The organism is Streptomyces pseudovenezuelae (genome assembly GCF_029892565.1).
GTDB lineage: Bacteria > Actinomycetota > Actinomycetes > Streptomycetales > Streptomycetaceae > Streptomyces > Streptomyces pseudovenezuelae_A.
In genome coordinates this window covers 439,178-454,770 of record NZ_JARXVH010000006.1, presented here as the reverse complement: position 1 = coordinate 454,770, position 15,593 = coordinate 439,178, and the positions used below count along the sequence as shown (strand labels likewise).

Sequence of the window (15,593 nt, the reverse complement as noted above, 5' to 3'; positions counted from 1 at the left end):
GGGCCAAGCTGGGCCGATGGACGATGACAGCACCGAGGCCCGCTGGGAGCGGCGCACGGAGATCCCCCTCGCCGTGGCGTCGCTGATCTACCTCGCGTCGTACGCGATCCAGGTCCTCGCCCAGGGTCTGCCGGACGATCTGCGCGACCTCTGCGTGGCCGTACTGCTGATCGCCTGGGCCCTGTTCGCCGTCGACTACGCGGTCCGGTGGCGGCTGAGCGGACAGCGGCTGAGCTTCGTACGGAGGCACTGGCTGGACACCGTGGTGCTGATCCTGCCGTTGCTGCGCCCGCTCCGGGTCGTCAGGGTCTACGAAGCCGTGCAGCGCCGGCACGGCCGGCCCCGACTCGTGCTGCACGCGCGCGTGATCGTCTACGCCGGACTCTCCACGGTGCTGCTCGGCTTCGCCGGCGCGCTCGCCGTCTACCAGCAGGAGCGCGGGGCGCCGGACGCGACGATGCGCACCTTCGGGGACGCCGTCTGGTGGACCTGCTCGACCCTGGCCACCGTCGGCTACGGCGACATCGCCCCGGTGACCCCGCTGGGACGGCTGATCGCGATCGGCCTGATGGCCATCGGCCTGGCCCTGCTCGGCGCGGTGACCGGCACCTTCGCCTCCTGGCTGCTGCAAGTGTTCTCCCGCGAGGACGACGAGAGGCCCCCGGGGAGCTGAACTCCCCGAGGGCCTCGACGTCATGGGTCACACGGGTCTCAGACCTGCCCGCGGTCCTCGACGACCTTCTGGATCTTCGCGATGGCCTCGTCGAACGGGATGCCGTTCTCCTGCGAGCCGTCGCGGTAGCGGAAGGACACCGAGTTGTTCGACATGTCCTCGTCGCCAGCGATGACCATGAAGGGCACCTTCTGCTTCTGGGCGTTGCGGATCTTCTTCTGCATGCGGTCGGACGAGGAGTCGACCTCGACGCGCAGCCCCTTCTTCTTGGCGGCCGCGGCGAACTTCTCCAGGTACTCCACGTGCCCGTCGCCGATCGGGATGCCGACCGCCTGGACGGGGGCGAGCCAGGCCGGGAAGGCGCCCGCGTAGTGCTCCAGGAGCACCGCGAAGAAGCGCTCGATCGAGCCGAAGAGGGCGCGGTGGATCATCACCGGGCGCTGCTTGGCACCGTCGGGGCCGGTGTACTCCAGGTCGAAGCGCTCGGGCAGATTGAAGTCGAGCTGGATCGTCGACATCTGCCAGGTCCGGCCGATCGCGTCCTTGGTCTGGACGGAGATCTTCGGACCGTAGAACGCGGCGCCGCCCGGGTCCGGCACCAGCGGCAGGCCCTGCTTCTCGGCCACCTGACGGAGGGTCTCCGTGGCCTCTTCCCAGGCCTCGTCGGAGCCGACGAACTTCTCCGGGTCCTTGGTGGACAGCTCCAGGTAGAAGTCGGTCAGACCGTAGTCCCGCAGCAGGCCGAGGACGAAGGTGAGCGTCTTGTCGAGCTCCTCCGACATCTGTTCACGCGTGCAGTAGATGTGCGCGTCGTCCTGTGTGAAGCCACGCGCGCGGGTGAGGCCGTGCACGACGCCCGACTTCTCGTACCGGTACACGGTCCCGAACTCGAAGAGGCGCAGCGGCAGTTCACGGTAGGAGCGGCCGCGCGCGTCGAAAATCAGGTTGTGCATCGGGCAGTTCATGGGCTTGAGGTAGTAGTCCACGCCCTCGTCGAGTTGCATGGGCGGGTACATGCCGTCGGCGTACCAGTCCAGGTGCCCGGACGTCTCGAAGAGCTTCCCCTTCGTCGCGTGCGGGGTGTAGACGAACTCGTAGCCCTCCTCCTCGTGCCGGCGGCGCGAGTAGTCCTCCATCACGCGGCGGATGATGCCGCCCTTGGGGTGGAAGACGGCGAGGCCGGAGCCGATCTGCTCGGGGATCGAGAAGAGGTCCAGCTCCGAGCCGAGCTTGCGGTGATCGCGCTTCTCGGCCTCGGCGAGGAAGTCGAGGTGGCCCTTCAGCTCGTCCTTGGTCGGCCAGGCGGTGCCGTAGATGCGCTGGAGCATCGGGTTCTTCTCGCTGCCGCGCCAGTAGGCGGCCGCGTTGCGCATCAGCTTGAACGCCGGGATGTTCCGGGTGGAGGGCAGGTGCGGACCGCGGCAGAGGTCCTTCCAGCACAGCTCGCCGGTCTTGGCGTCCAGGTTGTCGTAGATCGTCAGTTCGCCGGCGCCGACCTCGACGTCCGCGCCGTCGTCCGAGGACGCGGAGCCCTTGAGGCCGATCAGCTCCAACTTGTAGGGCTCGTCGGCGAGTTCCTCGCGCGCGTCCTCGTCAGTGACCACGCGACGCGAGAAGCGCTGGCCGCGCTTCTGGATCTCCTGCATCTTCTTCTCGACGGCCTTGAGATCCTCGGGCGTGAACGGCTTCTCGACGTCGAAGTCGTAGTAGAAGCCGTCCTTGACCGGCGGGCCGATGCCCAGCTTGGCGTCGGGGAAGAGCTCCTGCACGGCCTGCGCCATGACGTGCGCGGTGGAGTGGCGCAGGATGTCGAGGCCGTCCTCGGAGGAGATCTCGACGCCCTCGACCTCGTCGCCGTCGGACAGTTCGTACGCGAGGTCCTTCAGCTCGCCGCCCACGCGCGCGGCGACGATGGAGCGCTCGCCCGCGAAGAGGTCGGCGGCCGTAGTGCCCGTCGTCACCACGCGTTCGTCCCGCTCGGAATCGCGTTGGATGATCACACGGACGTCTGACACCGGTCTCTCCTGACTGAAGGTGGGTGCGGCGCCATACCAGGAGCGCGCGCAATAGGGGATCGTACCGACCCCGACCCGCCCACCGCGAAACGGCCGCCCTCGCCCCGGCCGGCCGCGCTCAGTCGTCCCCGCTGCACGCCTCCTCGAAGAAGGCAGTGCTCTCCCCGTGCCCCTGGATCGACTTCATCAGCCGGTCCCGCTCCGCCTCGTCCACCTGGACCGGTACGACCCCGCCGGCGCCGCTCAGCCGCCGGAAGCCGCCCCGGCTCTCCAGCCGCCCGTGCAGCCGCACGGGCAGTCCTACGAGGTGGGCGTGCCCGGCGATGCGGTAGTCCTCCTCGTCCAGGCTGACGCGGAGGTGCGGGACCTCGGCCCCCGCGATCACGCGCAGCCGTACGTTGCCGTCGCCGCGCGGCCCCGACCTGTGCATCCGGACCACCGTGCCGGTGATGCGGACGGGCACGGACGGCTCGTCGCGCAGGAAGCGGGCGCCGGCCTCGCGCAGCACGGGCAGGTCGCCCGGCGAGAACTCGACGGGCTCGACGCCGGCCGCGCAGTCCGCGGGCACGCCGGCCGCGGGCGCCCACTCGACGGCGATCCGGGCGCCCTCGGTGCCGCGCACGAGGGCCACCAGCGCCTCGGTGAGCTCACGGCTGACGCCCGCCTCGACGGCTCCGTCGAAGGCGTCCATGCCGCCGGTGGCCCGCTGGTAGTCGATGGCCTCGCGGGCGGCGTACAGGGCCTGGTGGAGGCGTACGGCGAGCGGGCGGCCGGTACCGACGGGCACGAAGGCGGTCAGTCGGCCGCCGCCGGCCGCGGAGCCGACCAGGACACTCTCCAGGAGCACGGCGGCGGCGCGGCGATGGCGAGCGCCGTAATAACCGGCACGCGCGCGTGTGGCGAGCGCGCCGGCGAGGAGCATCTGGCGGGCGGCGGCGCGCAGTTGCTCCTCGACCGTCCACGGCGTGGAGTCGGCCGGGCCGGTCGGGACATCGCGCCACCAGCGGATCTCGTCGCTGGGCACGGCGAGTCCGACCAGCACCTCGCGCGCGGAGGGCGTGCCGCTGCGCGTCAGCGCGAGAAGCGCCTCGCCGAGCAGGTCGTCGCTGTCGGGGAAGGCGCGGCTCTCGGGCACCAGCAGGCTCGTGCCGCCGCCGCCCGGTCCTGGCGGGGTCCAGCGGCCGTAGCGTCCGGCGGCTCCGCCGCGGCGCTGCCAGCCGTGCCGGCGCAGCAGGGCGCTGAGCACGGCGGGGTCGACCTGGTCGGGCTCGGGGGGACGGTGCCAGGCCCCATCGACGGGATGCGGCCTCACCGGTCGGAGTGGCTCCTCCAGGGGGCGGTGCGTCATGGTCTGCCTCCCGTCCCGACCCGCGCCATGATCTCGCACAGCGCGCGGTCGTCGAAGATGCGTGAGGTCGGTATGCGCACGGTCGTCCGGGTCCGGCCGGTGATCGCGTGCCCGGCCAGGTTGACCCAGTAGCAGCAGTGCCTGAGGTCGAGCCGGTCGTGGCTGGCGCGCAGCCAGTCGTCCTGGGATCTCGGTACGAGCATCACGACCAGGATCTTGTGCACCGAGACCGGCGTGCGCGCGAGCTTGCGCAGGTGCTCGTTGTCCAGCGTGAAGGAGAAGAAGCGGCCTGGTGGGTTGGGCGCGATCTGGTACGTGCACTTCAGCTGCACCTTGATGGTGACCTCGTCGTCGACCGTGTGTCCGGGCGAGCCGTGACTGACGTGCCAGTCGATGCCGTTGTCCGGAAACGGCTGCGACAGTGAGCAGCCGGCCGCCGCGGCGACGGCGTGCAGATACCCCACCTGCAATGTCTCCATGCAGGCGGTGGTGGCGAGTGTGCCGCGATGGGGGCCCGTGCGCTCGGGCAGCAGCCCGCTCCGCTCGGGCTGCGCTATCGCCATGACCAACAGCCTTCCAAGCCAGGTGAATCCCCGTATTGGCCCGCTGAACAGCAAAGACCCGTACTCCTGTTGTGTCCTTGCGGCGTACCGCGCAAACAGCCCGGGTATCACCAAACTGGCAGAAGACGGGACGTCAGCTGCCGTGGGTGAACGAGGAGTTGTGTAGGCATGACGTGCTGGTACGAGGGGCCACTGGCCGCCTTTGACACGGAGACCACGGGCGTCGACGTCGAGACCGACCGGATCGTGTCGGCCGCCGTGGTCGTCCAGGACGCCCCGGGCACCCGCCCCCGGGTGTCCCGTTGGCTGATCAACCCGGGCATGCCGGTGCCGGAGGCGGCGACGGCGGTGCACGGGCTGACGGACGAGCATCTGGCGCGCAACGGCCGCTGGCCGGCGCCGGTGATGTACGAGATAGCGGAGGTGCTGGCCGAGCAGGCTTCGGCGGGCCGTCCGCTGGTGGTGATGAACGCCCCCTTCGATCTGACCCTGCTGGACCGCGAGTTGCGCCGCCATCGGGCGTCCTCGCTCGACCACTGGTTCGAGGCGACCCCGCTGCGGGTGCTCGATCCACGCGTCCTGGACAAGCATCTCGACCGCTACCGCAAGGGCCGCCGCACGCTGACGGACCTGTGCGCGCACTACGGCGTCACGCTGGAGGGCGCGCACGACGCGGGCGCGGACGCGCTGGCCTCACTGGATCTCGTACGCGCCCTCGGGCGTCGTTTCGCGGCCCGGCTGGAGCGCCTCTCCCCCGCCGAGCTGCACACCCTGCAGATGACGTGGCACGCGGCGCAGGCGCGGGGCCTGCAGGCGTGGTTCGCGCGCAGCGGCACCCCGGAGTTGGTGAACACGTCCTGGCCCCTGCGTCCGGATCTACCGGCCGCGGCCTGAGGGCGACATGAAAAAAGCCGGTCCGCACCATGCGGACCGGCCTCTCCCGGCGGTGGGCGACAAGGGGCCCAACTGGAACACGAAAGCCCGCTTGCGGGTCCTTCGTGACCTCCTTGCCGCACTTCCCGACCCTTCAGCCCCTGCGCCGAAGCGTGAACGACGACCTGCACCCGGCAAAGCCAAGCGCCTCAAGGACGCCCAGGTCAAGGAGCTAGTCGGGGCCTACCGGACGGGAGTTTCGACTTACCAGCTCGCTGAACGCTTCGGCATCAAGCGCCAGACGGTGAGCGCCATCCTCAAGCGCAACGGTGTCACGCCGCGCTGGCGACGGCTCCGCGAAGAAGACGTCGACCAGGCCGAGCGGCTCTACACCCATCAGCGTATGTCGGTAGCTCGTATCGCCGACCGCATGAAGGTCGACCCAGAAACAGTGCGGCTACGTCTTCGGAAACGTGGCGTCAAGATGCGTGACCCTCACGACCGAAGTTAGCAGCTCCGAACCTCCAGATTAGACCCACCTATGCCGCAATGGGTGGGGCTAATTGCGTCGCTTGAACCGAACATTAAGCTTCGCCCGTTATAAATGACACTTGCCAACCAGTAACCGGAAGGAGGTTTAAATGAACGAACAAGCACCAGACATACAAGGACAAGCTCCAGAACCCGAAGAAGAACGCAAGCCGGTCGTGTTCGCCGTACGAATTGACCCAGTTCTGCGCGAACAGATCGAAGGACTGCGCGGCATAACCGAGCAGAGCGTCAACGAAGTGGGCGTAGAGGCACTCGAAGGCTGGGTCGCACAGACGCTCAGCGACGAGACCATCCAGCAAAAAGCCATGTCCGAACTTGACGCTGAAGAACGCAGACTCCAGGAACGCCGCAGCGCCATCGCGGGCATCCTCGGACAGAAAGCAACGGCAGCCGAAGCCTCAAGCGAAGCTACCTCCGGACGAAGTAGCAGCCCGAGTAGCAGACGTGCGAAAGCGCGGCCTGAGTCTTAGCAACGGCTTATAACTACTGCGTCGGAGCCTGATCGTCCTCGTGACGACCAGGCTCCTTCTCTTTTCCAGAAACACCGACCATGCCCGCCAAGTATTCCATCAGGAGGTATGAGCCTGACTTGATGTCATCGTAGTCAACTTCTTGGCCATCGAACTGCGGGTCGGTATCGGCCGTGATCGAGCCCCAGAAAACGCCGAGACATCTGACAATCTCGACAGCAGCAGCGAGTAGATCTGTACGCACTTCGAAGTCAGGGTCTACAAGCAGCTTCGGCAACTCGTGCGCAACCTCATGACGATGTTTCTGAATTTCGCCCAACGTCGCTACCTGCTCGGCGGTTAGCGCTTCCACTTCAACCAACCAATCGCACGAAGCCAGATACCTATTCTTGAGGTTTCGAGTAAGAACGTTCTGGTGATACTCCGACCACACTTCGTCGTATGACTCCTCACCCTCCGCGATTCCGCACAGAAAGAAGTCGCGCACCCCGTCAATGATCTGGGGCTTTATGAGCTCGTAGGCAGACAGGAAGCAGCCAGCGCGCATCAGCGTGGCGGCCACTGACTCAGGGGCCAGCTTGGCGTTCAATCGCTGCTCCATGTCCATAGACGGCACCATGCCAGTGCCCGAGCCAGACTGTCGAGCGGTTTTCCTACCGTCGCTCATACACGGCCATGATCTTTCCGTACGCGTCGGTGAGGTTCTGAGTCGTGTATTCGTCCCACACGTCAATGCGGGCCGGAAGACGCTTCATCGGGCGATGTAGGAATTGGCCATGCCACGTCCCGTCCTGCGTCAGGACTACAGACTCATCGACATCAGGAAACTGATCCGCCGTGATGTCCAGAAGCCAACCGTCCTGCTCCAGCCAAGCGTGCGAGTGGTAGTCACCTTTGCGGCAACCCGATACGTAAACCCACTCGCCGTGTCCTTGCTCCTGGAGGAACTGCCCGAGCAGCGGTGACGCATCCCCACACGAGCCATTGGGAAAATCCCGCAGCGAAATAAGTCCGGCATCTGGACAATCGATAATCGCCTGCCGAAAGGCTGCTGCTGCCGCTCGAACATCGTTCACGGATTCAGCCTACGCTCGATCTTGTCCAGCATCCGCATAAGCAAGCTGGCGGTCATGACCGCCTCGGATGCCTCGGTGACGTCATCGAACGAGACTTCACGATGCCCTGACGGGTTGCGCAGCACAGCGTAAGTCCCTTGGAACAGCATCATGGTTCCAACTACTTCCCCAGCGGGCGCAGCAGGGTCGGCGAGCGGCCCACCCTGCCGGAAGGCCTTGGTCATGAGGTCGGTGCCGAACACGTCGTCGCCGAAACCAGCCAGCTGTCGCACGCGTACCTCGACCGCCTTCATGGAGACGAAGATAGCATTCTCGTACTCGCCGATGAGGAACTGCCGCCGGGCCTTTGCCTCGATCAGGGGGTGCAGGTTGTCTTGCAGGCGGTTAACGCTGCGAACGGTCTCAATGCCTTGTTCAACGGCTTGATGTCCGCGGCGGGTTACGAAAATAGATTGCGGATTACTGTCACCGGGCTTGCTTGCAAGCATCCCATGCGACAGCAGCCACTGCACCGCCTCGGCTACAGCCCGTGCCGGGTGAGTGCCCATCGCCCGATACTTCTCGTCCGTGGTGTAGCTCAGGCAGTAGTTGTACGAGTTCCATGCGTTGGTTCGCGCCATGTCTTCAAGGACGTGCAGAGCCAGCTCATCGACAGGGAGTTCGAGGACATCTTGAGAGCTGAGAGCGATCATGCACATACATATACGCTGCCAGGAGTCGACTGTAAAGCAGTTTTCAATCTATCGACGCTGCTGCCAGCCCATCCAGTTCAGTGATCACGTGAAGATCGGCGACGGGTAGCGTCCGCACCGCGCATTTCCTGCCCCACCGACAGCACGCTCAAGGTGCCCGTAAATATACTGATCAAACGGCACGCGCTCTTTGGGTACGCCGGCGTATCCGCCCCATGCTTGGAGCTCATCATCTGTAGCGTGATGCACGCAGTAGTTGAAGCGATCCCACAATGGCGGGTCGTTGAACAAAAACCAGAAGTACGGAAAATTCTCTGGTACACCTCTCGTTAGCACGCGCAGCTCTTCAGTCCCGGCTTGACTGATGTACTTCGAGGGTGCGCCCTCAATGAGGCCTGAAATTTCATCCAGAAGCCCCGCGACCAGATAGCACACATACAGCGAGGCCAAAAGTACGGACACCTTGGAATAAGGCTGCTCAATCCCGAGGCCGGTCCGATTACGGTGCCAGTTACTCCGATCATGCAGATCACGAGCAGCATCATGCGTCGGGTGTAGGAATTTACCAAGAAACGTGTAATGCGCTTCGATTCGCGCAATCACAGCCTCATCGATAAGTTCGTTCAGCGCAAGACACTCCAATAGTCCGTCATACGACAGATAAAACTTGTAGTTCAGAGCCGCATCATCACGATGCCCCTTGAGGATTTTCTTAGTCTCAGGTTCACGCTCATAGTACTCAAAGTAGTCCTCGTTGTTCAGACGCATCTGCTCGGGCCGGAACTCCCGGAACTGAAAGTAGTGCACAGGAACGATAAACTCGGAATCTTCCTTGCTCCTGAGTCCTTCGTAGACATGCATTAGGCGTCTACTGACACGCGGGGCACGCTTCACCTCAACGCAATGCTGCGCCTTGCCTTCATGATGTAGTTCTTCGAGTTTCTCCCGTTCCTCCTTGAGGCGAGCCTTAAACTGACCCTCAGTTAGTGCCGATAGATCTTGAACCTTGATGAGCTTTCGTCCACGACACATCAGCGTGAGCAACAGATAGTATTCCAGCAGAGAACGGCAGAGGCCAAGAGAATCACTAATCTTGCCATTCTCGATAAGCATCAAACAGCTGTCGGCTGTTTCCATGCGAAAGTTAATGAAGTCGATCATGTCGTCGTAAGAACTGTACTGAATCTCACCAACAGTAATCTTTTGATCCCATGCCACGTACTCATTAAGCATGGCGCGAGTATGCTGGTTTACACGCTCGATCTCACGGTCAAGGTGGTCGCTCATCAAAGTCCCTCCGATTTCATGTCTTACGACGCGGATTATGCACCTTGGTCGCACTTTTCGCAAGAGCCTGGGACGGCGAACAAAAAAGACACCCGCATTTAAGTGGGTGTCTTGTCAATGATCGAGGATACTCTATTGATTGTAGCTCAAAGATTTGAGAATAAGCGAGCTGGTCTTTGTATCACTAGCAGTCAACCAAGCTTGCGCATCAGCAACCGTGTTGATAGTAACCGACGGCTCTACACGAATACTTGTAGTACAGCTCGATGACTTACCGGTAAATGTTGGATTGTTGACAAAGCCAACCTTGTCTCCGACCTTTAAACCCGCAGCCGTAACGTCTGACGTGTTCGCAACTTCGATCATCGGGAGATAATTACCGGCTAAGCCAGAATTGGGCACATATCCACTGACTTCAGTAAGCTCATGTCCAGCCAGTGAGCCTAGACTGGTTAAGCTAGTCGTTGTGAACTCGACAGAGCCTTGGTCGTGTGAGTCATCGGCAATATAACTCACCTGTAAGTTATCTGCGGGATTAGACAACGAGACTTGGCTATCAGTAGTTTCCAAACTCCAGCTCGCAGGATACTTGAAGCTGAATCCGCACTGAGCATCAGCGTAAGTCTTCCACCCCGCATACGGGTCAGTGGTTGCGGCGTTGGTGCCCTTGTCTTTGTTAGATGTGCTGTTGTTTGAGCTTGCAGTCTTTTTGTTGTCATGGTTCTTGTGCCAGACAAACCAGCCGGAGAGGCCAGCGATGGCTACAACAAGAACGACTGTAAGGACGCCGAGGAGGCCAAAGCCTTTGGTGTTGAGGGGTGTTTTTTTCATGTGAGATAGACCTTTGTTTAGAGTTTACTTTAAGAATAAATGGAAATTCCTTGCTTGACAATAAGCAGGCGAGATAATGAGTGGTACATGCGGTAGCGAGTGAGGTTTCGACAGGCTGGATTGCCCGGAAACAAACTCGCTACCGCGGTCAGGAGTGGCAAAACCAAAAAGCAGCTGCCAAACCTTAGTTCTGTACCTACGATTACCGAGGTCATGTCTACTGCGACTGCATCAACCGGAGGTTGCCATACAGAATGTCGTAGTAGAACACGTTCAGGGAGCCCCCGAAGCTCGTCAGAACCGGGAACTGACCCACGTCCCACGGAACACGGCCAGCTGGCCCGCCGCCGAGTCCGTCGAGGTTCTCGAAGTGCCAACCCGAACTGTCCGTCCAGGCGTGCCGCAGGTTCGACCAGCGCTGGTCGTAGTAGACGAGCTGGATGTTGACACCATCGCCTGAGATGGCGGATGAGTAGAGCCCGACCGAGTAGTGGTTAGGGCCAATCGCGGAATCAGCACCGTCCAGAGCTTCGAAGTGCCAACCGTTGGCGTCCGTCCAGGCGTGCCGCAGACTGCCGCCAGTAGCGTCGAAGTAGAAGACCTGGAGCGACCCGTTGTAAGTCACCGAAGGATTCTGTCCGACACTGCTGTCGTAGCCCGAGATCGAACCAGCATCTCCGTCGAGGTTCTCGAAGTGCCAACCCGTCGTGGTGTCGTACCACGCGTGGCGGAGGTTGTCGCCTGCCGATTGGTAGTAGAACAGCTGGATTGTCGTGCCGTTCACTACCGTTGCGGCGAGCGAGCTACCCACAGCCTGGCCGTAGCCACCAACCTGACCAGCGATCGAACCGGAGTCTCCGTCGAGGTTCTCGAAGTGCCACCCGTTGGCGTCAGCCCACGCATGGCGGAGGTCTCCGGTATCGAGGTTCGGATAGAAGATTTGCAGCGTACTGCCGAAGGTCACAACCTTGGAAGAGCTGCCGACGTTGCCGCTGAAATGGGAGATTGCTCCCGAGTCACCGTCCAACGTTTCGAACTGCCAGCCAACGGTGGAGCTTGCCCAGGCATGGCGCAAATTCCCATTACCAGCGTCGTAGTAGTAGACCTGGATGGAGTCGCCGTAGACAGCTACTGAGGGGTTGATGCCCACGTTGCCGTCCATGCGACCGCTACCACCACCAGCCCCGTCGAGGGTCTCCGCATTCCAGCTACCGCCACTTGCTCGCCAGGCGTGCCGGAGGTTGCCACCAGTGGCATCGTAGTAAAACGCCTGTTGCGACCCATTGTAGGTCGTCACCGCAGCGCCCTTGCCGATGTCACCGTCTTGGTGGCTAACCGCACCAGAATCGCCTTCGAGCACCGTGAAGTTCCACGGAATCGTGTTGGAGACGGTCGGGCGAACTTCAGCCGGTGGTGACGACCCAGCCGTGACCCCGAAGTCTACGAACTTCGTGAACCCCAGCGCCGACGGAGTTCCCGTGCGCGTGTCGTAGGTGCCATTCGCATGGTGGTTGTATTCCGACACGGTGATCGTGGCATCTGAGGAGTTAACCGACTCCACATAAGCCACGTGACCGTATGGACTCGCCGTGGTACCCGGCTTAACCGCCGCGTCTCCAGCTTTTGGCGTCAGTGAACGCTTGGAACTGGGGGCGTTATCGTACCACTGGCCTCCATTGCCGAGCCCTCGAACGTCGCTCGCAGCAACATTCTGAGACACGAGCTTCCACGCCACATAGGACGTGCAATTGCGGAGATAATAACCATACGGGTCCGACACCCCGTAGGTCACCCCGTTGAGCCGATACGTCATGCTCTTGCAGCCGGTATCCGACTCAGGGCAGCTACTGTAACCCCAGTCGTAGTCGCTTGCGTTGAGCAATTGCGCGTCTGCCCATGGGTAGCCACCGGTGTCGGCAACGGCAGTTGTCGCCGTTCCGAGTGTTGTCACACTAACCCCGAAGAGCAGCGCGATTACAGCCAGGATTGCGACGAGGCGCGGATGTTTTCTTTGCGTTGTCCTTTTTTTCCTGGACAAGGCGGTCCCCTTTCAGGGTTTCGTAGGTACGAAGGAACTAAGTGCCTGTCCATATATCTGGACGATAGGAATACCACCCACTCTGGTATTTGCACTTCCGTTTAGATAAAAGGAAGTTGATCACAAAGTCAATATTGAAATTAAGGGCCTGCGTCGCATTGACTGCTCGAAATGAGACGCCAAGAATGCGGCAAGTGGAAAACCTTACCCCCCCCCCCCCGCTATTTTTCAGAGGTGGTCAGAAGGGTGTGACGGCCGGACCGGGGCCACGGAAGCACCAACTTTCAATGCAGCCGATGGGCAGCAGCACAGTTGTAAAAATCACAATCATTCCGCTCCGTTAATTGCGGTAAAGTCCAAAGAAATATTCACTCAGTGAAAACAGCAGTGGCCGCCCGTATGTATCTCGGGGCGGCCACTGCTGTCTTGTTGTGCTTGGGCTCTATTCAAGCGCCTCCTCGGGTGTCACCTTGAAGAAGTTGGTCACGGTGCCACGGAACTCAAGGTGATGCGTACGACCAGCGTGCATCAGGCACCACAGCTCCGGGCTCTCGGACTCCTCGTGTGGTTCCGACTTCTCTGGACACTGCGCACACTCGGCTGTATAGAGCGGCACCTTGCCTTCGTCGTCGCCAAGAGACATGTTGACGAAGCGCATACGGCTACGGGTCATGCTGGGTCCATGCTCCTCGATGAGTGTGTGGGCTCGGCGCAAACCAACAGCTCTACGGGCTTTGTGCGCCAGACCAGGAGATAGGTGCCGCTACGGGCAAGACTGTTCACCGCACGGCGTAGCTCCACCTCGTCGACAAGCCACGTGTACAGCGGCCCGTGTGCTGGCTCCTCCAACACACTGGCTACGGCGCGGACATGTCGACGCAACCAGCGCATCGCTTGTCCAGGCGTCTCGAGGTGCTCGTGCTCATCTACCACCGGAAGGCTCAAGCCCTCCGCCGGCGCCTGCTGGAATCGCACGTCAATGCCGCCTGCTGGACCACGCGGGTACAGGCCGCTCATGCTGCGCACGGTCTTAACGAGTGACACGTCCGTCTGTGTTTGGGCATGGCTGCTCACAGGGGAATTTAGGGGGAGAATTGTGCACGACCCTTAGCCCGAATCGGTCGCCATGGGCTTGATACACCGTCGCCGATTACGGCTTACGGGTTGGTGCTGAAAGTGCGAGACCGAGTTCTTTGGCCGCCTCAACGACGAGCGTCATAAGTTGCGCAGTGGTAATGAGCTCGGGGCGTTCGCCGCCAGGGCCGAAGGCCAGACGGTACAAGCCGGAGTCCACGGGGGTAAGCGGAACGCGCAAGCCCGGTGTCGTGCGCCGTGCTTCGCTCATCGGTCTCCCTGGTGGCAGTCTCGCGATTGGCAGATGCCGACTCGGGAATAGCCAGCACGAAAAACGTTGCCTTGCCACGCAGCACCGATCGGATTCCCCAGTCCTGTGCTAAAGCATCAACCAGGAACAAGCCTCGCCCGCCGGTAGCCGTGTCGGAGCTAGCGCGCATTTTCGGAATTCCTCGGCCGTAGTCGATCACGATGACCGTGACCGAATCTGCGGAAAGCTCACAGATCACCCGACATGTCGCGCTATCCTGCGCGTGCAGGATGACGTTGGTGACGAGCTCGCTGGTCAGCAGTTCGGCTGTTTCCGAAAGTTCGTCCGGGAGTCCCCAGCCACTAACGACTTTCCGCACTGCTTTTCGAGCTTCCGAGACCGATGCGTCTTCGGATGGATAACTGAACGTTTGTACGTCGTTCGGCACCACAGATCACCTCTCGGTGCGTGGCGCGGGCAGGCAGAGCTAAGCCCCACGCCACAGGCGTTATTACGCGCCGCCATTTGCCGTAGCGGCCCGTAACCGGCCAGCCTAAAGTAGCGTGCATATAACCGCTATGCAAGTACCCTGTCTGCATACTTGCAGATCGACTTGCTGGCGCTCAAGCACGACCAACGGGCAAACTGGCAGCAACCTGAATCGAGGGGTGTGATGGGGCAGACGATCAGGAGCCGCCGTCTGGGCTCCGACCTGCGGCAACTGCGCAACAAGGCACAGCTGACCGCTCTCCAGGTCGGCAACGAGCTGGGCTTCTCACAGGCCAAGGTCAGCCGCATCGAAAAAGGGGAAGTACGCGTCTCGCGCACTGACCTCAAGGCCATGCTGGCGCTGTACGGCGTCACCGATGAGGACCAGGTGACCGCCTTCATCGAGGCCGCCAAGGACGCCAAGAGCCAGGGGTGGTGGATCGCGTACGAGGATGCCCTACCCCGCGAATACCGCGACTTCATCGCCCTGGAGGGCACGGCGGCAAGCATGCGTACCTTCGAGGGCATGATCGTGCCGGGTCTCATGCAAACCCGGGACTACATGGAGAGCATCATCACCGCGGGGCCGGCCGTGCTCCCGCCCGGGCATGTGGACTCGCTCATCAAGGTGCGCCAGGAGCGCCAGACCATCCTTGAAGATGAGCATCCGCCGAAGGTCTGGGCAATCGTGGCCGAGGGTGCCATCCGGCAAGCGGTCGGCGGGTACGGCGTCATGCTCGACCAGCTGCACCACATGACCAAGCTGACGGAGCGCAGCAATATCACGCTCCAAGTCCTACCGTTCGAGGCAGGCGCGCACGCGGGCGTACAGAGTTCGTTTGTGCTCTTCGACTTCCCGACAGACCCCAGCATCGCGTGCGTTGCCAACCTGACCGGGACGCTGTTCATGGACCAACCTGGACAGCTCGAGGCGTTCTCGGACGCCTTCGACAACCTTCGCGCCAGTGCCTTGAGCCCTGCCGACTCCCTTACGCGCATCCACGAGGTCATTGACGAGATGCGCAGCAGACAAGATCCGAGGAAGCAATCATGACCACCCCCGCCATCGTTGGCCCCTTCGTCAAGTCCTCCGCCAGCGGGCAGCAAGACAACTGCGTCGAGGTTGCTCCGCTATCTGACGGTGGCCGTGCCGTCCGTGACAGCAAGGACAAACCCGGACCCATACTGATGTTCACGACTGCCGAGTGGACTGCGTTTGTGACTGGGGTTAAGGGCTCGGAATTCGACCTTTAATTACGTACGAACGTTGAAGCCCCGCCAAGCGCGGGGCTTCTTTCTTTCTCTAGCCGGCCAACCTCCAGAGGCCCGCTCAAAACCGTGACATTGACTTTTCTGCATGGT

17 protein-coding genes are annotated in these 15,593 nt (G+C 62.0%); 6 read left to right on the top strand and 11 right to left on the bottom strand.

Translation table 11 applies throughout. From position 1 onward, the window contains the following. Window positions 1–16 precede the first annotated feature (16 nt). Window positions 17–673: a potassium channel family protein gene (locus M2283_RS22020; protein WP_280878031.1), complete on the top strand. Its 657-nt coding sequence runs from the start codon at window positions 17–19 to the stop codon at window positions 671–673. A 38-nt stretch (window positions 674–711) separates the two neighbouring features. On the opposite strand, the gene thrS is transcribed toward M2283_RS22020, so the two are convergent. The 3 genes from thrS to M2283_RS22005 form a co-directional block, all read right to left on the bottom strand. After that, window positions 712–2,688, bottom strand: coding sequence for a threonine--tRNA ligase (gene thrS / locus M2283_RS22015; protein WP_280878030.1), 1,977 nt, complete (start codon window positions 2,686–2,688; stop codon window positions 712–714). A gap of 118 nt (window positions 2,689–2,806) precedes the next feature. Beyond that, window positions 2,807–4,036, bottom strand: a complete 1,230-nt coding sequence (locus M2283_RS22010) for a hypothetical protein (protein WP_280878029.1) — start codon at window positions 4,034–4,036, stop codon at window positions 2,807–2,809. Further along, window positions 4,033–4,599 (bottom strand): DUF4365 domain-containing protein, encoded by a 567-nt coding sequence (locus tag M2283_RS22005; RefSeq protein WP_280878028.1) that lies wholly within the window; start codon window positions 4,597–4,599, stop codon window positions 4,033–4,035. Before M2283_RS22005 ends, M2283_RS22010 begins: the two co-directional genes overlap by 4 nt. Before the next feature lie 168 nt (window positions 4,600–4,767). Between M2283_RS22005 and M2283_RS22000 the strand changes: the two genes are divergently transcribed. From M2283_RS22000 to M2283_RS21990, 3 genes are all read left to right on the top strand, one after another. Beyond that, on the top strand, window positions 4,768–5,493 hold the full coding sequence (locus M2283_RS22000) for a 3'-5' exonuclease (RefSeq protein WP_280878027.1): 726 nt from the start codon (window positions 4,768–4,770) through the stop codon (window positions 5,491–5,493). 7 nt (window positions 5,494–5,500) lie between these two features. Then, window positions 5,501–5,983: a hypothetical protein gene (locus M2283_RS21995; RefSeq protein ID WP_280878026.1), complete on the top strand. Its 483-nt coding sequence runs from the start codon at window positions 5,501–5,503 to the stop codon at window positions 5,981–5,983. A 130-nt stretch (window positions 5,984–6,113) separates the two neighbouring features. Next, window positions 6,114–6,494 carry a hypothetical protein gene (locus M2283_RS21990; protein ID WP_280878025.1) on the top strand — a complete coding sequence of 127 codons (381 nt, stop codon included), beginning with the start codon at window positions 6,114–6,116 and terminating at the stop codon, window positions 6,492–6,494. A gap of 13 nt (window positions 6,495–6,507) precedes the next feature. On the opposite strand, the gene M2283_RS21985 is transcribed toward M2283_RS21990, so the two are convergent. The 8 genes from M2283_RS21985 to M2283_RS21950 all read right to left on the bottom strand — a co-directional run bounded on the left by M2283_RS21985 (window position 6,508) and on the right by M2283_RS21950 (window position 14,190). Further along, on the bottom strand, window positions 6,508–7,101 hold the full coding sequence (locus M2283_RS21985; protein ID WP_280878024.1) for a hypothetical protein: 594 nt from the start codon (window positions 7,099–7,101) through the stop codon (window positions 6,508–6,510). A gap of 46 nt (window positions 7,102–7,147) precedes the next feature. Continuing rightward, on the bottom strand, window positions 7,148–7,570 hold the full coding sequence (locus tag M2283_RS21980) for a hypothetical protein (RefSeq protein WP_280878023.1): 423 nt from the start codon (window positions 7,568–7,570) through the stop codon (window positions 7,148–7,150). Beyond that, window positions 7,567–8,262 (bottom strand): TIGR02391 family protein, encoded by a 696-nt coding sequence (locus M2283_RS21975; RefSeq protein ID WP_280878022.1) that lies wholly within the window; start codon window positions 8,260–8,262, stop codon window positions 7,567–7,569. The genes M2283_RS21980 and M2283_RS21975 overlap by 4 nt, the downstream gene beginning before the upstream one ends. Window positions 8,263–8,346: 84 nt before the next feature. Continuing rightward, window positions 8,347–9,549 (bottom strand): hypothetical protein, encoded by a 1,203-nt coding sequence (locus M2283_RS21970; protein ID WP_280878021.1) that lies wholly within the window; start codon window positions 9,547–9,549, stop codon window positions 8,347–8,349. A gap of 132 nt (window positions 9,550–9,681) precedes the next feature. After that, window positions 9,682–10,380 carry a hypothetical protein gene (locus tag M2283_RS21965; RefSeq protein WP_280878020.1) on the bottom strand — a complete coding sequence of 233 codons (699 nt, stop codon included), beginning with the start codon at window positions 10,378–10,380 and terminating at the stop codon, window positions 9,682–9,684. Between the two features lie 217 nt (window positions 10,381–10,597). Next, the gene (locus tag M2283_RS21960) at window positions 10,598–12,418 is read right to left on the bottom strand and encodes a CHAP domain-containing protein (RefSeq protein WP_280878019.1); all 1,821 of its coding nucleotides are present in this window, start codon (window positions 12,416–12,418) and stop codon (window positions 10,598–10,600) included. 442 nt (window positions 12,419–12,860) lie between these two features. Further along, on the bottom strand, window positions 12,861–13,091 hold the full coding sequence (locus M2283_RS21955; protein ID WP_280878018.1) for a hypothetical protein: 231 nt from the start codon (window positions 13,089–13,091) through the stop codon (window positions 12,861–12,863). Between the two features lie 529 nt (window positions 13,092–13,620). Further along, entirely contained in the window at window positions 13,621–14,190 is a 570-nt protein-coding gene (locus tag M2283_RS21950; RefSeq protein WP_280878017.1) for an ATP-binding protein, read from the bottom strand. A 153-nt stretch (window positions 14,191–14,343) separates the two neighbouring features. Between M2283_RS21950 and M2283_RS21945 the strand changes: the two genes are divergently transcribed. Then, window positions 14,344–15,285: a helix-turn-helix domain-containing protein gene (locus M2283_RS21945; RefSeq protein ID WP_280878016.1), complete on the top strand. Its 942-nt coding sequence runs from the start codon at window positions 14,344–14,346 to the stop codon at window positions 15,283–15,285. Next, complete coding sequence (locus tag M2283_RS21940; RefSeq protein ID WP_280878015.1) at window positions 15,282–15,485, top strand: DUF397 domain-containing protein; 204 nt, start codon at window positions 15,282–15,284, stop codon at window positions 15,483–15,485. Before M2283_RS21945 ends, M2283_RS21940 begins: the two co-directional genes overlap by 4 nt. Window positions 15,486–15,593 lie beyond the last annotated feature (108 nt).